The organism is Arthrobacter sp. TE12231, from assembly GCF_054062895.1.
The window spans coordinates 3,868,157-3,892,484 of sequence record NZ_JBSSFS010000001.1 but is presented as its reverse complement, the minus strand read 5'-3'; the positions used below and the strand labels follow the sequence as shown (position 1 = coordinate 3,892,484).

The following is a 24,328-nucleotide window of genomic DNA, read 5'->3' as shown; positions in this document are numbered from 1 at the left end:
CGTCACAGTAGCGCTGCTCGCTACAGTGGGGCCATGAGCGAAGCACGCGGTTCGGAGGGCCAGCATCCCGGGGCAAGCGGGATGCCCGGCACGGGCGCCCCGGTAGCCGAGACCGCACCGCCCGAAACCCCTGCGCCCGAAACCCCTGCGCCCGAAACCCCCGGGCCGGAGGCGCGCGCCCCGGAAGATCCCGGCCGGCTCCGGTCCCTGGACGGCGATGCATGGCTGCCGGCGTGGCTCGTGGAGCATCCGCTGACGGCCGGCTGGGCGTGGGCCGGGTTCTGGGCGGCCCTGATCGTGGCCGACGAGTTCCTGGACCTGGCCGGCTGGTCCTGGTATGTGCTGGTGGGCATGGCCGCGCTGCCGACCCTGCTGGCCAGCATCGCCTTGCTGCACGCGACCCCGCGCCGGTACCTGAAGCCGCGCCGGGACTCCGTGCTGGGCCACTTCTTTGTCCGCTTCCTCGCCTTGATTGCCGCGTTCCTCGTGTGGGGCGTGTCCGTGGTCATGAGCGCCTCGATCTCAACGACCCTTCAGTCGCTCGTCGGCGCGTCCGAACGCGAGGTCACCGCGGTGGGCTTCAACCTCCTGCTGGCCGCGATCCCGCTGGTGGTCTCGGTACTGTGGCTGGCCTTCATCATCCGCTGTGCCTGGTTCCTGCGGCGGCTCCGGGGCTGGAAACAAGCCCCGGGATCCGGCACCGTGCCCAAGAAGTTCCTTCGCGACAGGCCGCGGCTGAAGCGGGTGGTGGTGGGCCTCGCCCATCCCGGGCTGCTGCTCGTCGCCGGTCTTGGCACCTCGGTGCTCGCGTTCCTGCTCGGCGCCGTCGAGCTGACCATCAACGTGCTGAAGTAGGACACCGCGCGGCCGGGGCCAGGCGTACTGTTGATGTATGAGCTGCACTGCTGGAGCACGCGTTCTTCAGACGCGGAATTGTGAATCACTTCTTCTTGGGGCGCGGTCACGATGACTCGCAAGTGGCTGCGGTGGCTGCCCGCCGTGGCAGTTCCCGCCGTCATCGCCGCCGGTGCGCTGGCCGGATCCCTGCCCGCCAGCGCCGGGGACCCGCTGCCGCCCAAGACGCCCGAACAGGTGCTGCAGCTGATCGCCCAGCACAGCGGGCCCGCCCTCTCCGGAACCCTGGAACAGTCCTCGGAGCTGGGCCTTCCCGAACTCCCCAAGACCGGTCCCGGCACGGATTCTTCAAGCACCGCCTGGCTCGAACTGCTGACCGGGCCGCACACCGCGCGCGTCTATCGCGACGGCCCGGACCACGCCCGCATCCAGGTGATGGACCAGTTGGCCGAACGGAACGCCGTCCGCAACGGCAACGACGTGTGGTTCTACAACTCCAAGGACAACACGGCCTCCCACGTCCAGCTCCCGGCCGACGCCGGCCGCGCCCACAACAGCGGCAAGGACGCCACGGCCACCCCGGACCAGCTCGCCGCAATGTTCTTGGCCAAGATCGACCCCAGCACTGACGTCACGGTGGGCGCCGACGTCCAGGTGGCAGGCCGGCCCGCATACAACCTGGTGCTCACGCCGAAGTCCGACGCGACCCTGGTCTCGTCCATCGCAGTTGCCGTGGACGGCCAGACCGGCCTGCCGCTGGGCGTTGAGGTCAAAGCCCGCGGACAGGCGGATCCCGCCTTCCGCGTCGCCTACACGAGCCTGACCCTTGCGGCCCCCGACGCGTCCGTCTTCGCGTTCAGCCCGCCGCCGGGCGCCACGGTCAAGGAGATCCCGGTCCCGGAACACAAGCACGGCACTGACTCCGAAAAGGGGACGCCCCCGGCCAAGGACAGCGCACGCAAGCCGGCCGTCACGGGGTCCGGCTGGGACGCGGTGGTTGAGTTCCCGGCGGGAACGCAGAAGCCGACGTCGGACGCGGCGGCACCGCTCCAACAGCTCACCGTCCCGGTCCAGGGCGGCCGGCTCCTGTCCACCGCGCTGGTGAACGTCCTGATGCTCGACGACGGGCGGATCTTTGCCGGCTCGGTGCCTGTGGAGCGGCTCCAGGCCGCTGCCGCGCAGAAGTGAATACCGGCCCGGTTTCCGGGGACCTGCCGGTGACGGCCGCGTGAGCGCCGCCGGGCCGGCGGCCGAGCTGCGCACCGAGCTGAGCATTGAGACCAGGGGCCTGACCAAGCGGTTCGGCCATCAACTGGCAGTCGACGATGTCGATCTCGCCGTGCCGAAAGGCGCCGTCTTCGGCTTCCTGGGCCCGAACGGCTCGGGGAAGACCACCACCATCAGGCTCCTGCTGGGCTTGGCCTCGGCCACCGGCGGCTCCATGCGCGTCCTGGGCGAAGAGATGCCCGGGAAACTCAATGACGTTCTGCCCCGGGTCGGCGCCCTGGTCGAGGGGCCAGCCTTCTACCCCTTCCTCTCCGGCGCCGCCAACCTGCACCGCATGGACGCCGCGGATCCCTACGGGGTGGCCGCCACGCGGCGGGCCCGGGTCCAGTCGGCCCTGGACCGGGTGGGCCTGACGCACGCCGCGGACAAGAAGGTCCGCGCCTATTCACTGGGCATGAAGCAGCGGCTGGGGATCGCCAACGCCCTGCTGGCGCCGCGGGACCTTCTCGTGCTGGACGAACCCACCAACGGACTGGATCCCCAGGGCACCCGGGAAGTGCGCAGCCTGGTGCGTTCGCTCGCGGCCGACGGCGCCACGGTGTTCGTCTCCAGCCACCTGCTCGCCGAAGTGGAACAGATCTGCACACATGCGGCCATCATGAGCGCGGGACGCCTAGTGGCGCAGGGAACCCTGGCAGAGCTGCGCCGGGCCGGCCAGGCGCGGATCCGCGTGCTGACGCCGGACCCCGGCACCGCGGCACACGTGCTCGCCGGGCTGGGACTGACCGCCACGGTGAGTCCCGACGGCGCCGCTTCCGCGGGGCCCGACGCGGTCCTTTTCGCGCCGCTGCCTGCACCGGCGGCAGCGCCGGCCCCGGCGGCCCGGGAAACGGCAGGGGCCGGGGACGCGGGGCCGCAAGCCGTGGAACCCGAAGCCGTGGTGGCCGCCCTCGTGGCAGCGGGGGTCCGGGTCCGCGGCTTCGCGACCGAACAGGTCAGCCTGGAGGACCGCTTCGTGGCGTTGACGGGGGAGGGGTTCGACGTTGTCCAGTAACGGCTCATCCGCGGGCGGCCCGTCGGGGGCTCCATCAGGCAGCCCGGCCGGCGCCCCCAGCGGAGCGGCCGGTGACGCCGCCACCGACGTTACGGCGGCGAGCCTGCCGGGCCGACGCCGGTCCGTGACCGGGGGCCTGCTGGCCTCTGAACTCGGCTTGCTGTTCCGCCGCCGCAGGACGTGGGCCATGCTGTGCGCGCTGGCGGCCATCCCCATCCTGATTGCCGTGGCCGTGCGGGTCTCCTCGGCCGTGCCGGCCGGCCGGGGGCCCGCCTTCCTGGACAGGATCACCCAGAACGGCCTGTTCGTAGGCGTCACGGCGATGGTGGTCTCCGTTCCGCTGTTCCTGCCGCTGACTGTCGGCGTGGTGGCCGGAGACACGATCGCCGGCGAGGCCGGGCAGGGAACCCTCAGGTATCTGCTGGTGGCTCCGGCCGGGCGGGTCCGCCTGTTGCTCATCAAATATGCCGGCGCGGCACTGTTCGTGGTCGTTGCCCCGCTCGTCGTGGCACTGGGCGGAGCAGGCATCGGCGCGGCGCTCTTCCCCGTGGGACCCGTGACCCTGCTCTCCGGCGACACGATCGGTACCGGCGAGGCCATGGTCCGGCTGCTGCTGATCGCCGCCTATCTGGCGGTTTCGCTGCTGGGCTTGTCCGCGATCGGACTCTTCATCTCCACCCTGACGGACGTTCCGGTCGGGGCCATGGCGGCCACCGTGGTGCTCTCGGTCGTTGCGCAGGTCCTGGACGCGCTGCCGCAACTTGAGTGGTTGCATCCCTGGTTGTTCAGCCACTACTGGCTGGACTTTGGCGATCTCCTCCGCCAGCCGCTCTCCTGGGACTCCTTCGCCGCCAACGCCGTCCTGCAGGCCGGCTACGTCGCCGTCTTCGGTGCGCTGGCCTACGGCCGTTTCATCACCAAGGACGTGCTCTCCTAGCTCCGGGACCAGGCCCTCGCGTCTCAAAACCCGGCGCCCAGGGGCGTGGCCCCACGAGCGGGACCAACCGAAGGACCCGGCTAGCGGGACCTAGTAGCGGCTCTCAGTAGCGGGCCGCGTAGCCATAGAGCTGCATCCCGGACATGGCGGCCACATCGGTGACGGTGATGCCGGCGTCGGGATTGAGCGCCTGGACCACGCGGCCGCCGCCGAGGTAGATGGCCACATGGTAGAACCCCGGAGGTGAACCCCAGACGAGCAAGTCGCCGGGACGGGCCTGGGAGAGCGGTACGTGAACAGGGGCCTGCGCGAACTGCTGGGAGGCCGTGCGCGGCAGGTACTTGCCGGCCGCGGCGAATGCATTCTGCACCAGGCCCGAGCAGTCAAACCCGTAGGCCCCGGTTCCGCCGTACTGGTAGAAGTACGGCGATCCGGTCTTGCCAAGCGCCACCGAAATGGCCGTCTGGTTTGACCCGCCCGCAATCGGCGCGGGAACCGGGACCGGTGCCGGGACGGGCACAGGAACCGGTACGGGTACCGGTGCCGGTGCCTGAACGGGCTCCGGAGCAGGAGCAGGAGCAGGAGCGGGCTCCGGGGCGGCAGCGGGCGGCACCTCGACCGGGGCGGGGGCCGGCGCGGCCGGCTGCGGGGCGGCCGAACCGCCTCCTCCCGGTGATGCCGGGGCCGGCTGGGAACCTGAAGCAGGCTGGGAGCCGGTGCCCGGCTGCGGGGCGGAGCCGGCAGCGGCGGTCAGGGCCGCCAGCCGTTCCTGCTGGCGCTGCCGGTCGAGGGCGTCCACCCGGGCCGACTCCAGCGCCGCGGTGGTGTTCCTGAGGCTTGCCAGCTGATCCACCAGGGCGGACCGCTGGGCTTTGGCATCTGCCACGGCCTGGCGCTGAGCAGCCGTCGCGCGGTCGGCGTCGCTCTTGCGGGCTTCCGCCGTCGTGGCCGCCTCGTCGGCGGCGCGGTTGGCATCTGCCGCGGCCTCCGTCAACGACTGCGCGGCGGCGGCCGCGGTTTCCGCGGACTGGAAGGCCCGGGCGCGTCCGGCCGTCACGGCCTCCAGGGTGGCGGCATCTTCGAGCGCCTGCCCGGTGCCGCTGACAAAGCTGCTAAGGGCCGGATTCAGGCCGCCGTTGCGGTACAAATCGCCGGCCAGCTGGCCGACCTGCTTGCGGGTCTTGGCCTGTTCGGCCTCGGCGGCGGCAGCCCTGGCTGCTGCGACAGTTGCCGCGTCACGCCGGGTGGCGAGCTCCACGAGGGCCTCGCCGTAGGCGTTGTTCGCTTGCAGGGATGCGCCCAGGCTGGTTTCCTGGGCGGCCGAGGCATCGGCCAGGAGCCCGTCGATCCTGGTGACCTCCGCCGCCGTCGCGCTTTCACTGGACTTGGCGGCGGCAATCTCTTCCGGCGAGGGGATCTCCGGCGACGCCGGAACCCGGCCGGTGGCCGGCAGGGATCCGCGTGCCTGCCCAAGAGTCAGTGCAGAGGCCTGCGCCGGGAGCGCGAGCGTTCCAAGGAGGACGACGGCGGTGCACAGCACAGCCGTCTTGCGACCGGATCCGGTCCAGCTCATGGGCAAACCTCGCTGAAGTCTCAGGCTGGAATGAGCGAGGTTGGATTTGGCACGTGAAGAAGCCCCTCTGCGGATCACCCAGCAGGCATGAGGCTACGTGCCAAAGACCACTTTGGCAACACGAGTCACACCAACAACATAAACAACATTGGTGTCATTTAGCCACGTTTGCGCGGGGTGTGTCCGGCCGGGGACAGGTTATCGGCGGCGCGTCAGCCGGGCCCGGGGCAGCGCAGGGAGGAACGCATGCAGCAAACGGCGCCCGGGGCAGCGGCCGGACCAGCGGCCTGAACACCAGCGGCGACGGCGGCCTGCCCCGGGTTAACGCGCTCCCGTCGCTCAGGCGTGCTGGTGCGCTTCGTGCTCCGAATGGGTGGCGGGTTCCAGCTGGAAGGTGCAGTGTTCCGTGTCGAAGTGGGAGCCCAGGCAGGCGGTGAGCTTGTCCAAGACCCGGTCGGCGCCACGGGCGCCGAGCGCGGCGTCCTCCACCACCACGTGCGCGGAGAACACGGGGACGCCCGAGGTGATGGTCCAGATGTGGATGTCGTGGACGGAGACCACGCCGTCCACCGAGAGGATGTGCTCGCGGATCATGCGGACGTCTACGCCCTTGGGGGTGGCCTCGAGGAGCACGTCCACGACGTCGCGCAGCAGGTGCCAGGCCCGCGGCAGGATCATGAGGGCAATGAGGATCGAGGCGATGGTGTCTGCTGCCTGGTATCCGGTGATCATGATGACCAGCGCCGCCGCGATGACGGCAAAGGATCCCAGCAGATCGCCCAGGACCTCCAGGTAGGCGCCGCGGACGTTGAGGCTCTCCTTCTGGGCGCCGCGCAGGATCAGCAGGGAAACCAGGTTGGCGACGGCGCCGAGGATCGCAGCGGACAGCATGACGTCGGTGTGGACCTCCGGGGCCGAGCCGAGCCGGCGGATCGCTTCGGTGAAGATCACCACCGAGATGACGATCAGGACCAGGGCGTTTGCCAGTGCGGCCAAGACCTCGGCGCGCTGGTATCCGTAAGTGCGAAGGTCGCTGGCGGGCCGGGTGGCGATCCATGCGGCCAGCAGGGCGATGAAGACGCCGGCGGCGTCGGAGAGCATGTGGCCGGCGTCGGCGAGCAGCGCCAGGGAGCCCGAGATGACGGCGCCAATGGTTTGCACGAGCACCACAGCGAGCGTGATGGCCAGGACGGCGATCAGGCGCTTCCGATGTTTCCCGGTGGCGGTGATGCCGTGCGAGTGGCTGTGGTCGTGTCCCATGCCTCTAAGGCTAGCCCCAGCCGAGCTCGTGCAGGCGTTCGTCGCTGATGCCGAAGTGGTGCGCGATCTCATGCACGACTGTCACGGTGACTTCCTCGATCACGTCCTCCCGGGATGCGCAGATCTCCAGGATGGGCTGGCGGTAGATCGTGATCCGGTCCGGCAGTGAGCCTGCGTCCCACCAGGAGTCCCGCTCGGTCAGGGGAACCCCCTCGTAGAGGCCCAGCAGCACGGTGTCCGGGTCCTCGCCGGGCTGCGGGGTGTAGTCGTCCTCGATGAAGATCGCGACATTGCTCATGGTATGTGCCAGTTCGGGCGGGATCCGGTCCAGGGCGTCGCTCACGGCGGCCTCGAAGTCGTCCTCGGACATCGGGAACGGGCCGCCTTCCGGACCGTCACCGTCGTCCCCGCTGTTTGGAATGATCGGCAGGCCGGGCGGCAGGGACGGGGTCATGGGGAAACTCTAGCGGGACCGGCGCCGCGTCAGCCCCACGCCCACGAGGCAGATCACGCCGCCCACCAGGCCCCAGATGGTCGGAATCTCGCCCAGTACCAGCCAGGAGATCAGGATCGTGGTGCCCGGGACCAGATAGGTGGTGGCGGCGAGGCGTCCGGCGTCAATCAGGGACAGCGCGTAGGCCCACGTGGTGAAGGCGATCGCGGTGGGGAAGATGCCCAGGTACACCAGTCCCAGCGTGGCCGGCAGGGAAGCGGCCTGCAGTTCACTGATCAGCTGGCCGCTGAAGGGCAGGCAGCAGATGGCGCCGACCATAATGCCGAACCACGTGGCCTGGGCGGCCGGGAACTTCCGGAGCACCGGTTTTTGCACGATCACGCTTACTGCGGCCAGCGCGGCCGCGAGCAGGCAGAGCAGCACGCCGGCCACGTCCGCCGTCGACCGCTGGCCGGAACCGAGGGCGATCACGGCCACGCCGCCGAAAGCGATCAGGCTGCCGATGATCAGCCAGCGCGGGAAGCCCTCTTTCAGGATCACACCGGCCATCACGGCGACCAGGATGGGGTTGACGTTGATCAGCAGGGCGGCCGTGCCGGCGTCGAGCATGTGCTCGGCGGCGTTGAGCGCCACGTTGTAGCCTCCGAACCACATGACGCCGTAGGCCAGGATGGGCCACCATTCGCGGCCCCGGGGCAGTCCCCTGAGCTTCGGCACCACCAGGAGGCCCAGTACGACGGCGGCGACGGCCAGCCGCCCGAGCGTCAGGGGGCCGGGGGAGAAGCTCGGGCCCACGGCCCGGATGCCCACGAAAGCGGAAGCCCACAGCACCACGGTGACGACGACGGCGGCGATGCCGAGCCTGCTGATCGGGGCCGGCTGGCCGGGGGTTCCGGGGCGGCGGGTGCCGGTCGGGCCCTTCGGCTGGACGGTGGCGGAGGCGACCGCCCGGACGGGGGCGGGGGTGACCGCCTGGTTGGGCACGTCGTGCGTGCCGGCCGGCTGGGTGTGGTCCGGACTGGGAGAGCCTGTTTCGGCGGTTGTTGCCATGCTGCAAATCTAGCCTCTCGCCCCCGGCCTCAGCTGGCGGAAATCGGTCACGTCTAGACGGTTTTCCGCCAAACTTCTGCCAAAGTGCCGCCAAGGTACATGGCTTGGGACGGCAGGCGGCTTCAGCGGAGGACGCGGGCCGCCGCCTGGACCGCGCCCGCGACCTCCGTCAGCGCCGCCGAGCCGCGCCGCCATTGCTGCCAGTAGAGGGCGACGTCCACATGCGCGCCGGGAGTGAGCGTCTCGAGCGTTCCGTTCCGGAGGTCTTCGCCGATTTCGATCTCCGGCATCATCCCCCAGCCCATGCCCCAACGGATGGCATCGCCAAACTCCTGGGCGGCCGGTACGTAGTGCCGTGGTGCCTGGGGCGGTGTGCGGCTGAACCGACGCAGCCAGCGGTCCTGCAGATCATCTTTGCGGTCGTAAACCAGGACGGGGGCCTTGGCCAGGGCCGCCGCGCTCACGCCGGAATCGAACCAGCGGCGGCTGAAGTCCGGCGCGCATACGGGCAGGTAGCGCATGATGCCGAGCTTGCGGGACGAGCACCCGGGCACGGGCGTCGCCGTAGCCGTGATCGCGGCAGCCGCGGCGCCGGCGCGCAGGAGATCCAGCGAGTGCTCCTGGTCCTCGCGCACGATCTCCAGCTGGATGTTGTCGCTGGCCGCCGCGAGACCGGCCAGCGCCCAGGTGTGCAAGGAATCGCTGTTGATCACCAGCGTCAGGCGCGTCCGCCCCGAGAATTCCTCGGGCTGCAGCTCCTCGGCAAGGTCGGCCGACAGCAGCTCAAGCTGCCTCGCGAACCGCACCACAGCCTGGCCGGACTCCGTGAGACCGGCCGGCCGGGCCCGGGTCAGGACCGGCCTGCCGACGGCCGTCTCGAGGGCGCGGATACGCTGGCTGACGGCCGAGGGCGTCACGGACAAGTGGGCGGCCGCGGCGTCGAAACTTCCGTGAGTGACAATGGCGGCCAGCGTCCGGGCCTGTTCAGGGGAAATGTCGATCATTAGATCATCTTATGTTCGGGAAGAAACTTTAACTGGTTTCATCCGAGCCGGACACCTACCGTGGAACGGTGATCCTTCCTCTGTTCTCCGGCCTCTCCGCCGGACTGTCCCTCATCGTTGCCATCGGCGCGCAGAACGCCTTTGTCCTCCGCCAGGGCATCCAGCGCTCGCACGTCGCCATGGTCGTGGCAGTCTGCGCAGCGTCGGATCTGGTCCTGATCCTGCTGGGCGTGGCGGGCATCGGCGTCCTCCTGGACCGGGCGCCCGCCGCCCTCGTGGTGATCCGCTGGGCGGGCGCAGCGTTTCTTTTCGCCTACGGGGCGCTCGCGGCCCGGCGTGCGGTCCGGGGCGAACAGATGGACTACTCCGGAGACAGGCCGGGCGGCGCCCGGGGAGCCGTACTGGGCACCTGCCTGGCCTTCACGTGGCTGAACCCGCACGTCTACCTGGACACCGTGTTGCTGCTCGGGTCCCTCGCCGCGGCTCACGGCGAGTCCGGGCGCTGGTGGTTCGCTGCCGGGGCCGGACTCGGGAGCATCGCATGGTTCACTGCACTGGGCGCGGGGGCCCGGTTCCTGGCGCCCGTGTTCCGGCGGCGGGCGGCGTGGCGGGTGCTCGACGCGGGGATCGCCGTCGTGATGATCACCCTCGCGGTGCTCCTGCTGAGCTGAGCCGGCCCGCGCGCGTGACCGGGCGGGCTTTCCCGCCAGGCGTTCCAAGGCGGACGGGCGGGCGGCGCGGCCCCCGGCGATGGCTGTTCCTGGCCGATTTTGGATAAACCGGGGGTCTGCCCTTATAGTTTTATAGTCCAGTTCGGAGGAACCCGAAAGGACAAAAACGAAAGGCTTCGGCCCTTAATTTTTGCCCAGAAGTGTTCAACCGGATGGCGTCCTGGCCCCCATCGTCTAGCGGCCTAGGACACCGCCCTTTCACGGCGGCGGCACGGGTTCGAATCCCGTTGGGGGTACGCAAGGAAGTGGTCAAACCGGATGAAAAAGTCTGGTAGGCTAAAGGCCTTGAAAAATTGCGGTAGCGATACCGCAGTGAGCAAGAAACACGCAGTACAAGCAGTAAACAAGCAAGGCCCTGTAGCGCAGTTGGTTAGCGCGCCGCCCTGTCACGGCGGAGGTCGCGGGTTCAAGTCCCGTCAGGGTCGCTCTGATTGCCAGAAGAAATTCCGGCCGTCAAGGTGACATGTCACCTAGGCTCTGTAGCTCAGTTGGTAGAGCGTTCGACTGAAAATCGAAAGGTCACCGGATCGACGCCGGTCGGAGCCACCACTGGGAAGCATCAGTTCTTTTAGAACTGGTGCTTTTCTTCTTTAACCCCATCTCACCCTCGTCGATGGGTTAGCGATTGCTCCATAACGGCCCTTCTGGGGGGTCAAAAGGGCCGTTATGGAGCAATCGGCGCATGGGCCGGCGGGAGGCCGACGGCGGGAGCCCGTTTGCGGGCCGTTCAGGCGGGCGGGCTAGACTCGCACGCTGGGGAAAGAACACCAAGGCCGCCGGCAGCCCTGTCCGGGCCGGCGGCGCAATCTCAACCGAAAAGTGATTCTGCAACGTGACTTCGAAGAATATCGCCCGTCCTCTCGCCGCAACCGCCCTCCTCGCCGCTCTGGCCCTCACCGGCTGCTCGGCACCGCAATCCGCAAGCGCTCCGTCGTCCGCCACAGACACGGCCCCGGCGCCCGCGTCCGCCACGCCAAGCCCCACCGCGACGTCCGGACCCTTCGGCGGTTTCGCCAGCGCCGCCGAGGCGTGCACGAAGATTTCGGAGCAGGCCACCGGCGCCACCCTCCTGCCGCTGTCGGCCGCCCAGGGCAAGACGGCGGAGCTGCAACAGTCCACGGCGGAGCTGGCCGAGACCGCCGAGCGCGTTCCGGACAGCCTTAAGGCCGATTTCGCCAACCTCAAGGACGTGGCAATCGCCGGTGTCACCGACCAGACGGTGTTCTCCAGCGGAAAGCTCCAGGCCGCCATGGCGCCCGTGACCCAGTGGATCGCCACCAACTGTAAGTAGGCCCACCGGATCCGCCGTTGCCGCCGCGGTCGCCACGCACCTCCCAGTTCCGGCCCTCGCGGCGGCCGGGGTAACCGGGCGCGGCAAGATTCCCCCGCACGGCCCAAGGCAGGGACTAGGGTTGTGTCAAAGAGAAGGGGGAGTGCTCCATGGAATACCAAGATTCTCAGCCGGTGGCGGGTCCCATGGCCGGCCGGGCGCCCGGCCCGGCGCCCGGCCCGGCGCCCAGCCAAGCGCCCAGTCAAGTAGCCAGTCCTGTGGACGGGCCCGCGCTGGCGGGCACCGGACGCACGGTCATTTCCGAAGCCGCCGTCGCCAAGGTCGCTGGCATCGCCGCCCGCGCGGTACCCGGTGTCTACTCACTGGGATCCGGACCGTCGCGGGCCCTCGGTGCCATTCGCGACGCCGTCGGCAGCGCCGATCACGGCGCGGGGGTCCGCGTCGAAGTCGGCGAAACGCAGGTCGCCGTGGACATCGACCTCGTCGCGGTCTACGGCACCCCCCTGCAGGCTCTCGCCGACCAGATCCGGGCGGCCGTCTACTCCGCCGTGGAGGAACTGGTGGGGCTTGAAGTGATCGAGGTAAACATCGAGATCAACGACGTTTATGTGCCCGGTCCGGCCAAACCGGCCGTCGCCGGCGAGGTCCGGCCGGTAAGGGAGGCAATCCAGTGAATCTGACGGTTGTGGGAATCGCCATGGGCGCCTTCGTGGCCTTCATGTCCTTCCAGTTCGGAGCCTGGGGCTTCCTTGGCGCTCTCTTCTTCATGGGTATCGGCGCGCTGCTGGGCCGGGCCGCAGCGGGGAAACTGGACCTGCGCAGCGTGTTTGATGCCCTCACGGGCCGGCGTTCTTCCTCATGAGCATCACGGCTGGGGCGCCGATCCGCGGCGCCGCGGTGGCCGGGCACAACCGCATCAGCACCCAGGCCCTGACGAGCGTGGCGCGGGCGGCCGCGGGTGAGGCGCTCGGCGTACCGGCCCAGGGCGTGCGTGCCGAGTGGTCGGATGATGACGGGCTGCTGGCGCTCTCGCTGGTCACGCCGATCGGGATCCCGCCCCTCACCACGGTTCTCCGGGACCCCGCGCGCGTGGCCGGGTTCGGCGGCGCCATCTGGGACCGAGCCGTCGCCGCCAAGGCCGAAATCCTGCACCGGGTCACCGCGTTGACCGGGGCACAGCTGAGTCGGGTAGACATCCGCATCAGTGGGGCCACCGTACACGGGGGAGGGCGGGTGCGTTGAGCCAGGATACCCGGGATGCCACTGTCGGCTCGGGCCCTTACGGCGCCGGCGCGGTGACGGAGAGCGGAATGCCAGGCTCCGGTGCGGCCGGCATGGCACGGATCCTCAAACGGGAGACCCACTCATCGCGTGCCGTTGTCTCCGTGATGGCGGCCGCCCTGGTTATTGTGGTGTGCGGGTACGCGCTGCTTGAAACGGCGGTCCGTGCCTTCGGGCAACCGCCGTGGCTCATAGATCCGCAGACCGCGGCCGAGCGTGCCGTCGCCCTCCCGGCCGGGATTCCGCCGCTCCTGCTCGGCGTCTCCGGCGCCGTGGTGGCCATGGCGGGCCTGTTCTTCTTCCTCAATGCCGTCCTGCCGGGACGCCGTGCGCGGCACCTTCTCGCGGACCGCCGGGCCGGCGTCGTAGTCGACGATGAAGTGATCGCGGCGGCCCTGGCACGCCGGGCGCGGCTGGCCGCCAACGTGACACAGGGCCAGGTGATGGTGATCGTCTCGCGGAACCGGGTAGAGGTTAACGTCCGGCCCACCTCAGGTGTGCCGCTGCGCCCCGACGCCGTCCTTGAGGCCGTGCGGCGGGAGCTGCAGGACATGGGCCCCTCGCCCACTCCGGAAGTTCGGATCCATGTGGCCACGTCAGGGGTGGTGGGGGCATGAACAACACTCCCAGAGTCCTGAACCGCATCCTGATCGGCATCCTCGGCATCAAGCTGCTCGCCATCGGCGTCCTGCTGATGCTGCTCGCGAGCGTCCCCGCCGTCGGCGTCTGGTGGCACGAGTGGGCGGGCGGCGTCTTGAAATACTGGCTCGACCTGTTCGAACGGACGCAGTTCCCCCGCCACCAGGGGAGCTGGCTGTGGTTTGCCATCTGCGGTGCGCTCGTATTGGTGCTGGCCCTGATGGTCGCCTGGGTCGCCCAGCAGGGCAAAGGCCGGACCAGCCTGATCGCGGCCGAGGAGGACCCGGGCGGCGTCCCGGGCAATGTCGGGATCAGCGGCGGAGTGGCGGAACAGGCGCTCCGCGCGGCCCTCGCGGACCGGCCCGACCTGGCGGGAGTCACCGTCGCCGCCTACGAGATCCGGGGGGAACCTGCCCTGAAGATCCGGGTTGAGCCGCGCCAGGGCGTCGCGCCGCACGCGCTCGCCGCCGAAGTCTCCGCACTCGTGGAAGCGCTCGACGCCGTCATCGGCAAGCGCACCCCGGTCCTGATCCATATCGGCTCCGGGACGCGGTCGCGGTTTGGCCGGGCCGAGCGCGTCCGATAAAACCGCCGTGAGGCGGACGCAACGTACCCGGTAGGCGCTTGAACCGGGCGTGCGGGGCGGCCGAACCGGCGGGTTGGCCGCCCCCAGGGCCGGGGGCCCCAGCGGAACTACTAAGTCTCCTTTGTATTAAGGTTTCATGTAAACGCTTGCATTCCCCGCAGACTGTTGATTACTGTGATGGTCGACACACCAACTGCACGGCCGTTTTTACCGGTACTCAGCGAGGAGCACTCCAGTATGAAAACCCGCAATTTCCTACTTCCCGTCGCCACAGCAGGCGTTTTGGCACTGACCCTTTCGGCCTGTGGCGGCGGAGGCGGCGGCAGTTCCAGTGGCGGCAGCGACGCTGCCTCGCAGGGCCTGGACGGGCGCGGTCCCATCACGTATGTCCAGGGCAAGGACAACAGCAACGTGGTCCGGCCGCTGATCGAAAAGTGGAACGCCGCCCACCCGAATGAGAAGGTCACCTTCAAGGAGCAGACCGACCAGGCGGACCAGCAGCACGACGACCTCGTCCAGCACTTCCAGGCCAAGGACGCCGGCTATGACGTTGCCAGCGTCGACGTCGTCTGGACCGCCGAATTCGCGGCAAAGGGCTGGCTGCAGCCGCTCAAGGACAAGATGGCGCTGGATACCTCGGCCATGCTGAAGCCGACCGTCGTCGCCGCGTCCTACAAGAACACGCTGTACGCGGCACCGGAATCTTCCGACGGCGGCATCCTGTACTACCGCAAGGACCTGGTTCCCACGCCCCCGAAGACCTGGGACGAGATGATGAGCATGTGCTCCATCGCCAAGGCCAACAACATGGGCTGCTACTCGGGCCAGTTCAAGAAGTACGAGGGGCTGACCGTCAACGCCTCCGAGGCGATCAACTCCGCCGGCGGGGCCGTGCTGGACGCGGACGGCAAGCCCAGCCTGCTCACCCCTGAGGCAAAGGCAGGCATGGCCAACCTGGCCAAGGCCTACGCCGACGGCAGCATCCCGAAGGAAGCCATCACCTTCCAGGAGGAAGAGAGCCGCCAGGCGTTCCAGGACGGCAAGCTGCTGTTCCTGCGCAACTGGCCCTACGTGTACAACCTGGCCACCACGGAAGGTTCATCCAAGGTCAAGGACGTCCTGGGCATGACCGCACTCCCGGGCAAGGACGGTCCGGGCGCCTCGTCCCTCGGCGGCCACAGCGCCGCGATCAGCGTCTACTCGAAGAACAAGGCCACGGCGCTGGACTTCCTGAAGTTCCTCACCACGGAAGAGACGCAGAAGTTCTTCGCCACGCAGGGTTCGCTCGCCCCGGTTCTCGGCGCGCTCTATGAAGACAAGGACCTCGTCGCCAAGCTGCCGTACCTTCCGGTCCTGAAGACCTCGATCGAGAACGCCGTGCCGCGCCCGGTCACCCCGTTCTACCCGGCCGTCACCAAGGCCATCCAGGAAAACGCCTACTCGGCCATCAAGGGCGAGAAGACCGTAGACGCTGCCCTGTCCGACATGCAGAAGTCCATCGAGTCCGCTAGCGCGGGACAGTAGGTTCATCATGGCAACTGAAGTAGGCCCGACGTCGGTCAAGGCACCGGCGTCGGGCGGTGCTCCGATCCACCACGCACCCAAGGGTGTGGGAGAGGACAACCGCATCGCGACGCAGGGGCGCTGGGCCGCCTGGCTCCTGGCGCCGACCATCCTCGCATTGTCAGTGGTGATCGTGTACCCGATCATCACCGCCATTGTGATGTCTTTCCAGAAGGACGCTGGTCTGGACCCCGCCACGGGTCTCTTCGTAGAGGGTGGCCCGGCCGGCTTCTCGAATTACTACAACTGGATTTTCCAGCAGTGCCCGGCTCCGTCCGGCGGAACCGTCGACTGCCCGCCGGGAACCCTAGGTGCGCAGTTCTGGTCCGCCACCGCCACCACGTTCTTCTTCACCATCGTCACGGTGGCACTCGAGACCGTGCTCGGCTTCTGGATGGCCGTCATCATGGCACGGGCCTTCCGTGGCCGCAGCCTGGTCCGCGCAGCCGTCCTGGTGCCGTGGGCCATCCCCACCGCCGTTACGGCCAAGCTGTGGCTGTTCATCTTCGCCTTCGAAGGCATCGGCAACAAACTCTTCAACACGTCCATCCTGTGGACCGGCAGCGAATGGCCGGCGAGGTGGGCCGTGATCATCGCCGACGTCTGGAAAACCACTCCCTTCATGGCGCTGCTGATTCTGGCCGGCCTGCAGATGATTCCCGCGGAAGTGTACGAGGCGGCCAAGGTCGACGGCGCCTCCGCCTGGCAGCGTTTCCGGATGATCACCCTGCCGCTGGTGAAGCCGGCGCTCATGGTGGCTATCCTGTTCCGCACCCTGGACGCGCTGCGCATGTTCGACCTCCCGTACATCCTGACGGGCGGAGCCAACAACACCACCACGCTGTCCATCCTGGTGATCAACCAGATCAGGCAGGGCTTCAACGCGGCGGCGGCTTTGTCCACCATCACATTCATCATCATCTTTCTGGTGGCCTTCATCTTTGTACGCTTCCTCGGGGCGAACGTGGTGGAGCAGCAGACCGGCGCAGGTAAGGGGAAGAAATGACCGCCGCGACGACCGCCGCAACCGAGCTGCGCGCAGAGCAGGACCGGGGCCGGAAGACCGCGCAGAACCGCGAGAAGTGGGCCCAGGGACGGACCTACATCAGTGCGGTTGTGATCCTCATCTGGTGCCTGGCCCCGGCTTACTGGATGGTAGTGACGGCGTTCCGCGACGTCGGCTACACCTACGACACCTCGATCCTGCCCACCCACGTGACGCTGGACAACTTCAAGACCGCATTCGACACCTCGTTCGGCAACCACTTCGGCCAAGCCCTGCTCAACAGCTTGTTCATCGGTTCCGTCGTGACCGTGGTGTCGCTGCTGATCGGCGTGTTCGCCGCGTACGCGCTGGCACGGCTGAACTTCAAGTTCAAGTACCTCGTGCTGGGCTTCATCCTGGGGGCCTCCATGTTCCCCGGCGTCGCTCTCATCACGCCGCTGTTCCAGCTCTTCACCAACATCGGCTGGATGGGCACCTACCAGGCCCTGATCATCCCGAACATCTCGTTCGTGCTGCCGCTGACCGTCTACACCATGACGTCCTTCTTCCGGGAGATGCCGTGGGAGCTCGAGGAGTCGGCGAGGGTGGACGGCTGCACACAGGGGCAGGCCTTCCGGAAGGTCATCATGCCGCTGGCCGCGCCGGCGATCTTCACGACCGCCATCCTGGCGTTCATCTCCTCTTGGAATGAATTCCTGATCGCCAGCCAGCTCTCGAGCGACGCAACGCAGCCCGTTACTGTGGCCATCGCCAGCTTCGCCGGCGCCCAGCCCAACCAGATCCCGTACACCGCGATCATGGCGGCGGGCACCATCGTGACCATCCCCTTGGTCATCCTGGTGCTGGTGTTCCAGCGCAAGATCGTGGCCGGCCTGACCGCCGGCGCCGTCAAGTGAGGATGGCCTCGAGTGAGGGCGGCGTCGTGACAGACGAGCAGAACCAGGGCCATGTGCCGGCATCGCGTCGAAAGGTGCGTTCCGGCGAGGACTTCGACATCATCATCGGGTTCCTCGGCTTCTGGGCCCTGGTTCTGCTGGTAGTCACCGTCTGGATGGAGGTGACCGCCCAGGACGCCCTCGGCTGGGCCCTGGGCCTGCTCGTCGCACTGCTGGCCCTCTACGGGATGATCCGGCTGCGCCGGCGCCTGCCGCGCCGGACAGCCAGCAGGCGCGGCTAGGCCGCGAGGCCAGCACTTTTATTCAACTGCCGCGGGGGAGGCGGGGCGCAGCACGTCTGCGGACAGCCGTCAGGGATCCACGGACCGTCAGTAAGGGGACACAAGTGGCACGGGTAGAACGGGCGCAGCGCGGCGGCCACTCCGGCGTCAGCATCGAGGACGTCGCTGCCGCCGCCGGCGTCTCCACGGCTACGGTCTCCCGGGCCGTCCGCGGACTGCCCCGCGTTTCCCCGGCGACGCGGGAGAAGATCCTCGGCATCGCCGAATCCCTGGGCTATGTTGCCTCGTCCTCGGCGTCCGGCCTGGCGACAGGCCGGACCAAGACCATCGGTGTGCTGGCACCGTTCGTCAGCCGCTGGTTCTTCTCCAAGGCCATCGAGGGCGCAGACCGCGAGCTGCACGCCCGCCAGTACAACCTCTCGCTCTTCAACCTCGGCGGCCACGGCAGCCACCGTGAGCGGCTCTTCAGCAAGACCATGGTCTACAAACAGATCGACGCCCTGCTTGTCCTCTGTATGGCGCTCACCCATGAGGAAATCGAGCACCTGCAGAAGATCGATATCCCGCTCGTGGTCGTGGGCGGGCACGTCGAGGAATGCCCCTACATCGGCATCGACGACTACGCCGCTGCGGCCACCGCGGTCCGGCACCTGATCGGGCTCGGCCACACCGATATCGCGCTCCTGCACGGCGACGACGAAACCGACCTCAACTTCGACGTCCCCCGGGTCCGGATCCAGGCCTTCCAGGACGTCATGCGCGAAGCGCGGCTGCCTGTTCGGCCGGAATGGGACGAGTGGGGGGACTTTACCGTTCGCAGCGGCCAGGAGGCGTTCCGGCGCCTGTGGGCCCGGAGCGGACCCAAGCCCACCGCAATCTTCTGCGCCTCGGACGAGATGGCCATGGGCGTCATCTTCGAGGCCAACAAGGCCGGGGTGAAGGTGCCGGAGCAATTGTCCGTCATCGGCATCGACGACCACGACTTCGCCGAGGCCATGGGGCTCACGACGGTGGGGCAGCAACCGGACGAACAGGCCGAACTCGCCACCAAGATGCTGCTGGACGAACTCGACGGAATCGCCGGGGCCGTGCAGTCCACGGTCGCGCCGCACCGCCTGATCGTGCGGAGGACGACGGCGCCGCCGCACCGCCGGCCGGAGCCGTCCGCCTAGCGCCGTCTGCCTAGTGTTGTCCGCCTAGCGCCGGCCGGCACGGCGGCCGTCCCTCGGATCTAGGACGCGCGGGCCAGTTGCCGGATCGGCACCCAGCGCGAGGCCAGCCGTCGGTAGGCCGCGGCGGCCCCGGTCATGTCGCCTTCCGCCAGGCACTCGATGCCCAGGCGCACGTCCAACGGCGAATCGTCCGGGTAGACCTTGTCGGCCACAGCGCCGTAATCGAGTTCCACGACGGAATCCGGGTGGAATAGCTCAAGCCACTCCGTGAGCTGGGTCAGGTCCTCGAGCATGTCGAGATCGGGCGCGGCCATGGCCAGATGCGCCACCGCATAACTCACGCGCTCCAGCGCCTTGCCGATGCCGGCGCGGATACGGACCGTGACAATGTGACCCTCGGACTCCACGACGTCGGTGGGGTCCGATTCCTGGAAAAGGCAGAACCAGCTGAACGGGATACCCCACGTGGACGCCCGGGTGTGGACCCGGCTCACACCATCGTGGGCCCGCACCTCATCAATGCGCTCCTGATGCTTGTCCCGCTGCTCCTCCGGAATCAGGAGCTGGGCCAGGGGCCCGTGGATGCCTTCCATCAGCGCATTGGCCGCCAGCCCCGCGCGCAGGACCAGCTGGCTGGGGCAATACAACAGCCGGTCGGCCTGGTCCGCCGTGGCCGTGCCGCTGCCGGACTCCGCGGCGTCGTGCGCTGCGCCGGCCGAGGCCTGCTTGGCCGGGGCCGGGACAACGCGCACGAGGTCGGTCCGGCCGGTGGGAAACGGATCCCCGTCGGGACGGGTGATCCGGCCCAGGGACGCCATCAGCTCGGCGTTCTCCACGGCGGCGCGCGATCCCTGCCCGGCGCCGGCTGCCCGCAGGGTTTCCTGCTGCTGCGCGGGGAATGCCTCGAGGGGCTCGTAGATCCGGAGCGCGGACGAGAACGGCAGTCCGGCCTGTCCGCGGTAGATGTTCCCCGTCATCGGATCACGACGCTTCCCTCGGCGGCAGCCATCAGTCCGCCAGTTCCGCAATCACCGGGGCGTGGTCCGAGGCGCCCTTGCCCTTGCGTTCCTCGCGGTCGATCATCGCACCGGTCACCCGGGCTGCCAGCGCCGGGGAGGCCAGGATGAAATCGATCCGCATCCCTTCCTTTTTCGGGAAGCGGAGTTGCGTGTAATCCCAGTAGGTGTAGACGCCGGGCCCCGGGGCGTGCGGGCGGACCACGTCCTGGAAGCCCGCCTCCTCAAAGGCATGGAAGGCATTGCGCTCGGGCTCGCTGACGTGGGTGAGGCCCTCGGAGCGGAAGTAGTCGATGTCCCAGACGTCCTCATCCAGAGGCGCAATATTGAAGTCGCCCATCAGCGCAATCTGTGCCTGGGGGTCGTCCTTGACCCAGGTTCCGGCATGGTTTTTCAGTGTGTCCAGCCAGTTGAGCTTGTAGGGCATGTGTTCGTCGTCGAGGGCGCGGCCGTTGGGGACGTAGAGGCTCCAGACCCGGACGCCGCCGCAGGTGGCGCCGATGGCCCGGGCCTCCTGCACGGCGTCCTTGCCGTTCTTGCCGAACACCGGCTGGTCCAGGAAGGTGCGTTCGACGTCGTCGAGCCCCACGCGGGAGGCAATGGCGACGCCGTTCCACTGGCTCAGGCCAAAGTGCGCCACCTCGTAGCCCAGGTTCTCGAAGAGCTCCCATGGGAAGTTCTCGTCTTTGCACTTCGTTTCCTGAATGGCCAGGACGTCACAGTCAGTGCGCTGAAGCCAAGCCTCCACGCGGTCGGCGCGGGCACGGAGCGAGTTCACATTCCAGGTAGCAATCTTCACAGTCCCTAACTTACCGAACTTGGCCCGCGGACGAAGCGGCCGCCTCCGACCGGTCCTCTGGAAATTAGTAGGAAGTCCGAGTATATTCGGCTGGAGAGATGATCTAGGTCACATGCAAAGGAGCATTCGGTCATGGTTCGAGAGCTATCCCATTACATTGACGGGCAGCGGGTGGACGGCACCTCCGGCCGGTTCAGCGATGTGTACGATCCCTGCACCGGCGAGGTCCAGGCCCGGTTGCCGCTGGCCAGCGCCGAGGAGGTGGGCAACGTCATTGCCAGCGCGGAGAAGGGTCAGCTGGCATGGGCCGCCATGAATCCGCAGCGGCGCGGCCGGATCCTGCTCAAGTTCGTGGACCTGGTCAACCAGAACATGGACGAGCTCGCCACCCTGCTGTCCTCCGAACACGGCAAGACCTTCCTCGACGCCAAGGGTGACATCCAGCGCGGCATCGAAGTCGTGGAATTCGCCGCCGGCGCCCCGCACCTGCTCAAGGGCGAGTTCTCGGACAGCGCCGGGACCGGCGTCGACGTGCACTCGATGCGGCAGCCCCTCGGCGTCGTCGCCGGCATCACGCCGTTCAACTTCCCGGCCATGATCCCGCTCTGGAAGTCCGGCCCGGCCCTCGCCGCCGGCAACGCCTTCATCCTCAAGCCCTCCGAGCGGGACCCCTCCGTGCCGCTCCGGCTGGCCGAGCTCTTCACCGAGGCGGGCCTGCCCGACGGCGTCTTCAACGTGGTCAACGGGGACAAGGAAGCGGTGGATGCGCTGCTCGCGGATCCCCGCGTCCAGGCCATCGGGTTCGTCGGCTCCACGCCCATTGCCCAGTACATCTACGCGACCGCCGCGGCGAACGGCAAGCGCGCCCAGTGCTTCGGCGGGGCCAAGAACCACATGGTGATCATGCCGGACGCGGACCTGGACATGGCCGCGGACGCCCTCATCGGGGCAGGCTTCGGCTCCGCGGGCGAGCGCTGCATGGCGATTTCGGTGGCCGTCCCGGTCGGCCGGAAGACCGCCGATGCCCTCGTGGCGAAGCTGCAGGAGCGCATCGCCGTGCTCAAGGTCGGCCACAGCCTTGCCAAGGATTCCGACTTCGGCCCCGTCGTGGCGGCCTCCGCCAAGGAGCGGATCGAAGGCTACATCGCCTCCGGCGTCGAGGAGGGGGCCAGCCTCGTCACTGACGGACGCGGCCTGAAGGTAGAGGGCTACGACAACGGCTTCTGGGTGGGTCCCACACTGTTCGACAACGTCACGAAGGACATGAAGATCTACAAGGAAGAGATCTTCGGCCCGGTGCTCAGCGTGCTTCGCGCGGAGGACTACGACGAGGCGCTGCGCCTGTGCAGCGAGCACGAGTTCGGCAACGGCGTGGCCATCTTCACCCGCGATGGCGATGCCGCCCGCGACTTCGCCAGCCGGGTCCAGGTGGGCATGGTGGGCATCAACGTTCCCATCCCGGTGCCGATCGCCTACTACACCTTCGGCGGCTGGAAAGCCTCCGGTTTCGGCGACCTCAACCAGCACGGCGCCGACGCCTTCCGCTTCTACACGAAGACCAAGACCGTCACCACCCGCTGGCCCTCCGGCATCCGCACGGGCGCCAGCTTCGTCATGCCGGAAGGCAGCTGATGGTTGGCCAGGGGGCCGACGAGACTGCCGACGTCCTGTTCGAGCGCCGCGGCCGCCTCGGCGTCGTGACGCTGAACCGGCCCAAGGCCGTCAACGCGCTCACCGCCGGAATGGCTGCCGCGATGCTGGACCAGCTCACGGTCTGGGCCGAGGACGACGCCGTCGCGGCGGTGCTGGTCCGGGGCGGCGGCGACCGGGGCCTGTGCGCGGGCGGCGACATCGTGGCCATCTACCGGGACATGCTCGACGGCGGGGATGCCACCGCGGACTTCTGGGCCGTGGAATACCGGCTGAACCTGCTCATCGCCGAGTACCCCAAGCCCTACGTCGCTTTCATGGACGGGCTGGTCCTCGGCGGCGGGGTGGGCATCTCCGCGCACGGTTCGGTGCGGATCGTCACCGAACGCACCCGCTCGGGCATGCCGGAAACGACCATCGGGTTCGTGCCCGACGTCGGCGGCACCCTGCTGCTGTCCCGCGCACCGGGGGAGACCGGCACGCACGCGGCCCTGACCGGCGCCCACCTGAGCGGGGCGGACGCGCTGTTCCTGGGCCTTGCAGATCACTTCGTGCCTTCGGCCCGGCTGCCGGAGCTGGCGGCGGCGCTCGAAACCGAACCGGCGGACGCCGTCGTCGCACGGTTCGCCGAACCGGCTCCGCAGTCTGTTCTCGCCGGACAGCGCGGGTGGATCGACGCCTGCTACTCCAGTGACGACGCCGGGGAGATCGTTCGCCGACTGCGCACTATTGGGGGAGAAGCAGCCGCCGAGGCCGCGGACACGATTACAGCCAAATCACCGACGGCCGTGAAAGTGGCGCTGGCATCCCTGCGCCGGGTCCGCGGGCTGACCCTGGCGGAGGCCCTGGAACAGGAGTACCGGGTGGGCCTGCGGTTCCTTGCCGGCCCCGACTTCCGCGAGGGCATCCGGGCGCAGGTGGTGGACAAGGACCGCACGCCACACTGGCAGCCCGCCACCCTCGCAGACGTGACGAACGAGGACGTCGAGTCCTATTTTGCGCCGCTGGGCGACCGTGAACTGAAGCTCTCTTCAAAGGAGAAGAACAATGCCTGAGACCACACCACGGGAAGGCCGCATCGCTTTCCTCGGGCTCGGCCACATGGGCGGCCCGATGGCCGTTAACCTGGTCAAGGCCGGTTATAGCGTGACCGGGTTCGACGTCGTCCCGGCGGCCCTGGACGCCGCCCGGGAACACGGCATTCCGACCGCCGGGACGGCCGTCGAGGCCGCGGCGGGGGCCGCCGTCGTGCTGACCATGCTGCCCAGCGGGCAGCACCTGCTCGACGCCTACCGGGGCACCGGCGGCCAGCCCGGTCTGCTGGAGGCCGCGGCGCCGGGCACCATGTTCCTTGACTGCTCCACCATTAACGTGGACGAGGCCCGCGAGGCCGCGGAGCTCGCGGTCGCGGCCGGGCACCACGCCGTCGACGCCCCCGTCTCCGGAGGTGTGGTGGGCGCCGAGGCCGGCACGCTCACGTTCATGGTCGGTGCCCTCCCTGAAGATTTCGAGGCCGTCAAGCCGCTGCTGGACGTCATGGGCAAGCGTGTGGTCCACTGCGGCGGGCACGGTGCCGGCCAGGCGGCCAAGATCTGCAACAACATGATCCTGGGCGTCTCGATGATCGCTGTCAGCGAGGCCTTTGTGCTGGGCGAGAAGCTCGGGCTGACCCATCAGGCGCTGTTCGACGTCGCCTCCGCAGCCTCGGGACAGTGCTGGGCGCTGACCACCAATTGCCCCGTGCCGGGGCCGGTCCCGACGAGCCCCGCCAACCGGGACTACCAGCCCGGATTCGCGGGGGCACTGATGGCCAAGGACCTCAAACTGGCGCTCAACGCGCTCCAGAGCACCGGCGTCGCGGCCCGCCTGGGTCCGCTCGCCTCCGAAATTTACGATACCTTTGCCGCGGAGGGCGGTGCCGGGCGGGACTTCTCCGGCATCATCACCGACATCCGCGACAAATCAGAATCCGGCGCGTCCGGGCACTAGTCCCGGGCGGCAGC

The 24,328-nt window shown here is 68.5% G+C and carries 26 protein-coding genes and 3 tRNA genes; 22 read left to right on the top strand and 7 right to left on the bottom strand.

Features of this window, described 5'->3' with window-relative positions:
• Positions 1-33: 33 nt before the first annotated feature.
• The 4 genes from ACVWYS_RS17395 (at position 34) to ACVWYS_RS17380 (ending at position 4,073) form a co-directional block, all read left to right on the top strand.
• On the top strand, positions 34-855 hold the full coding sequence (locus ACVWYS_RS17395; protein ID WP_456510137.1) for a hypothetical protein: 822 nt from the start codon (positions 34-36) through the stop codon (positions 853-855).
• A 111-nt stretch (positions 856-966) separates the two neighbouring features.
• The gene (locus tag ACVWYS_RS17390) at positions 967-2,043 is read left to right on the top strand and encodes a LolA family protein (RefSeq protein WP_456510136.1); all 1,077 of its coding nucleotides are present in this window, start codon (positions 967-969) and stop codon (positions 2,041-2,043) included.
• 40 nt (positions 2,044-2,083) lie between these two features.
• Complete coding sequence (locus tag ACVWYS_RS17385) at positions 2,084-3,136, top strand: ABC transporter ATP-binding protein (RefSeq protein ID WP_456510135.1); 1,053 nt, start codon at positions 2,084-2,086, stop codon at positions 3,134-3,136.
• Positions 3,137-3,239: 103 nt separating this feature from the next.
• Positions 3,240-4,073, top strand: a complete 834-nt coding sequence (locus tag ACVWYS_RS17380) for an ABC transporter permease (RefSeq protein WP_456510301.1) — start codon at positions 3,240-3,242, stop codon at positions 4,071-4,073.
• A gap of 103 nt (positions 4,074-4,176) precedes the next feature.
• Here the strand turns inward: ACVWYS_RS17380 and ACVWYS_RS17375 are convergent, their stop codons facing one another.
• The 5 genes from ACVWYS_RS17375 to ACVWYS_RS17355 form a co-directional block, all read right to left on the bottom strand.
• A complete protein-coding gene (locus ACVWYS_RS17375) occupies positions 4,177-5,646 on the bottom strand; it encodes a C40 family peptidase (protein WP_456510134.1) in 1,470 nt (489 codons plus the stop codon).
• 339 nt (positions 5,647-5,985) lie between these two features.
• A complete protein-coding gene (locus ACVWYS_RS17370) occupies positions 5,986-6,906 on the bottom strand; it encodes a cation diffusion facilitator family transporter (protein WP_456510133.1) in 921 nt (306 codons plus the stop codon).
• A gap of 10 nt (positions 6,907-6,916) precedes the next feature.
• The gene (locus tag ACVWYS_RS17365; protein ID WP_456510132.1) at positions 6,917-7,360 is read right to left on the bottom strand and encodes a metallopeptidase family protein; all 444 of its coding nucleotides are present in this window, start codon (positions 7,358-7,360) and stop codon (positions 6,917-6,919) included.
• A gap of 9 nt (positions 7,361-7,369) precedes the next feature.
• On the bottom strand, positions 7,370-8,410 hold the full coding sequence (locus tag ACVWYS_RS17360) for a DMT family transporter (protein ID WP_456510131.1): 1,041 nt from the start codon (positions 8,408-8,410) through the stop codon (positions 7,370-7,372).
• A 122-nt stretch (positions 8,411-8,532) separates the two neighbouring features.
• Complete coding sequence (locus tag ACVWYS_RS17355; RefSeq protein ID WP_456510130.1) at positions 8,533-9,414, bottom strand: ArgP/LysG family DNA-binding transcriptional regulator; 882 nt, start codon at positions 9,412-9,414, stop codon at positions 8,533-8,535.
• Between the two features lie 68 nt (positions 9,415-9,482).
• On the opposite strand from ACVWYS_RS17355, the gene ACVWYS_RS17350 reads away from it, so the two are divergent.
• The 15 genes from ACVWYS_RS17350 (at position 9,483) to ACVWYS_RS17280 (ending at position 18,860) form a co-directional block, all read left to right on the top strand.
• A complete protein-coding gene (locus tag ACVWYS_RS17350) occupies positions 9,483-10,085 on the top strand; it encodes a LysE/ArgO family amino acid transporter (RefSeq protein ID WP_456507657.1) in 603 nt (200 codons plus the stop codon).
• A 223-nt stretch (positions 10,086-10,308) separates the two neighbouring features.
• A tRNA-Glu gene (locus ACVWYS_RS17345) sits at positions 10,309-10,381 on the top strand.
• A gap of 115 nt (positions 10,382-10,496) precedes the next feature.
• Positions 10,497-10,570: transfer RNA gene (locus ACVWYS_RS17340), tRNA-Asp, on the top strand.
• 48 nt (positions 10,571-10,618) lie between these two features.
• Positions 10,619-10,694, top strand: a tRNA-Phe gene (locus ACVWYS_RS17335).
• A gap of 283 nt (positions 10,695-10,977) precedes the next feature.
• The gene (locus tag ACVWYS_RS17330; RefSeq protein WP_456510129.1) at positions 10,978-11,436 is read left to right on the top strand and encodes a hypothetical protein; all 459 of its coding nucleotides are present in this window, start codon (positions 10,978-10,980) and stop codon (positions 11,434-11,436) included.
• A 149-nt stretch (positions 11,437-11,585) separates the two neighbouring features.
• Positions 11,586-12,110, top strand: coding sequence for an Asp23/Gls24 family envelope stress response protein (locus ACVWYS_RS17325; protein WP_456510128.1), 525 nt, complete (start codon positions 11,586-11,588; stop codon positions 12,108-12,110).
• Entirely contained in the window at positions 12,107-12,298 is a 192-nt protein-coding gene (locus tag ACVWYS_RS17320; protein WP_116765564.1) for a hypothetical protein, read from the top strand. The genes ACVWYS_RS17325 and ACVWYS_RS17320 overlap by 4 nt, the downstream gene beginning before the upstream one ends.
• Complete coding sequence (locus ACVWYS_RS17315) at positions 12,295-12,678, top strand: hypothetical protein (RefSeq protein ID WP_116765565.1); 384 nt, start codon at positions 12,295-12,297, stop codon at positions 12,676-12,678. Before ACVWYS_RS17320 ends, ACVWYS_RS17315 begins: the two co-directional genes overlap by 4 nt.
• 68 nt (positions 12,679-12,746) lie before the next feature.
• On the top strand, positions 12,747-13,334 hold the full coding sequence (locus ACVWYS_RS17310; RefSeq protein ID WP_237563280.1) for a DUF6286 domain-containing protein: 588 nt from the start codon (positions 12,747-12,749) through the stop codon (positions 13,332-13,334).
• A complete protein-coding gene (locus tag ACVWYS_RS17305) occupies positions 13,331-13,942 on the top strand; it encodes an Asp23/Gls24 family envelope stress response protein (RefSeq protein ID WP_344361199.1) in 612 nt (203 codons plus the stop codon). The genes ACVWYS_RS17310 and ACVWYS_RS17305 overlap by 4 nt, the downstream gene beginning before the upstream one ends.
• A gap of 237 nt (positions 13,943-14,179) precedes the next feature.
• Complete coding sequence (locus ACVWYS_RS17300; RefSeq protein WP_116765568.1) at positions 14,180-15,466, top strand: ABC transporter substrate-binding protein; 1,287 nt, start codon at positions 14,180-14,182, stop codon at positions 15,464-15,466.
• Positions 15,467-15,473: 7 nt separating this feature from the next.
• Positions 15,474-16,511, top strand: a complete 1,038-nt coding sequence (locus tag ACVWYS_RS17295) for a carbohydrate ABC transporter permease (protein WP_116765569.1) — start codon at positions 15,474-15,476, stop codon at positions 16,509-16,511.
• Positions 16,508-17,407 (top strand): carbohydrate ABC transporter permease, encoded by a 900-nt coding sequence (locus ACVWYS_RS17290; RefSeq protein ID WP_116765570.1) that lies wholly within the window; start codon positions 16,508-16,510, stop codon positions 17,405-17,407. Before ACVWYS_RS17295 ends, ACVWYS_RS17290 begins: the two co-directional genes overlap by 4 nt.
• A 26-nt stretch (positions 17,408-17,433) precedes the next feature.
• The gene (locus ACVWYS_RS17285) at positions 17,434-17,688 is read left to right on the top strand and encodes a hypothetical protein (protein WP_202615757.1); all 255 of its coding nucleotides are present in this window, start codon (positions 17,434-17,436) and stop codon (positions 17,686-17,688) included.
• A 104-nt stretch (positions 17,689-17,792) separates the two neighbouring features.
• Entirely contained in the window at positions 17,793-18,860 is a 1,068-nt protein-coding gene (locus ACVWYS_RS17280) for a LacI family DNA-binding transcriptional regulator (RefSeq protein WP_116765572.1), read from the top strand.
• Positions 18,861-18,919: 59 nt separating this feature from the next.
• On the opposite strand, the gene ACVWYS_RS17275 is transcribed toward ACVWYS_RS17280, so the two are convergent.
• Positions 18,920-19,837 (bottom strand): hypothetical protein, encoded by a 918-nt coding sequence (locus tag ACVWYS_RS17275; RefSeq protein ID WP_456507654.1) that lies wholly within the window; start codon positions 19,835-19,837, stop codon positions 18,920-18,922.
• Between the two features lie 31 nt (positions 19,838-19,868).
• The gene (locus ACVWYS_RS17270) at positions 19,869-20,675 is read right to left on the bottom strand and encodes an exodeoxyribonuclease III (RefSeq protein WP_456510127.1); all 807 of its coding nucleotides are present in this window, start codon (positions 20,673-20,675) and stop codon (positions 19,869-19,871) included.
• Positions 20,676-20,807: 132 nt separating this feature from the next.
• Here ACVWYS_RS17270 and ACVWYS_RS17265 point away from each other — a divergent pair, with 132 nt between their 5' ends.
• From ACVWYS_RS17265 to mmsB, 3 genes are read left to right on the top strand one after another with little or no spacing between them, the layout of a single operon-like run.
• Positions 20,808-22,307, top strand: coding sequence for a CoA-acylating methylmalonate-semialdehyde dehydrogenase (locus tag ACVWYS_RS17265; protein WP_116765575.1), 1,500 nt, complete (start codon positions 20,808-20,810; stop codon positions 22,305-22,307).
• Positions 22,307-23,380: an enoyl-CoA hydratase/isomerase family protein gene (locus ACVWYS_RS17260; protein ID WP_456510126.1), complete on the top strand. Its 1,074-nt coding sequence runs from the start codon at positions 22,307-22,309 to the stop codon at positions 23,378-23,380. The genes ACVWYS_RS17265 and ACVWYS_RS17260 overlap by 1 nt, the downstream gene beginning before the upstream one ends.
• Positions 23,373-24,314, top strand: a complete 942-nt coding sequence (gene mmsB, locus ACVWYS_RS17255) for a 3-hydroxyisobutyrate dehydrogenase (protein ID WP_456510125.1) — start codon at positions 23,373-23,375, stop codon at positions 24,312-24,314. Before ACVWYS_RS17260 ends, mmsB begins: the two co-directional genes overlap by 8 nt.
• Positions 24,315-24,328 lie beyond the last annotated feature (14 nt).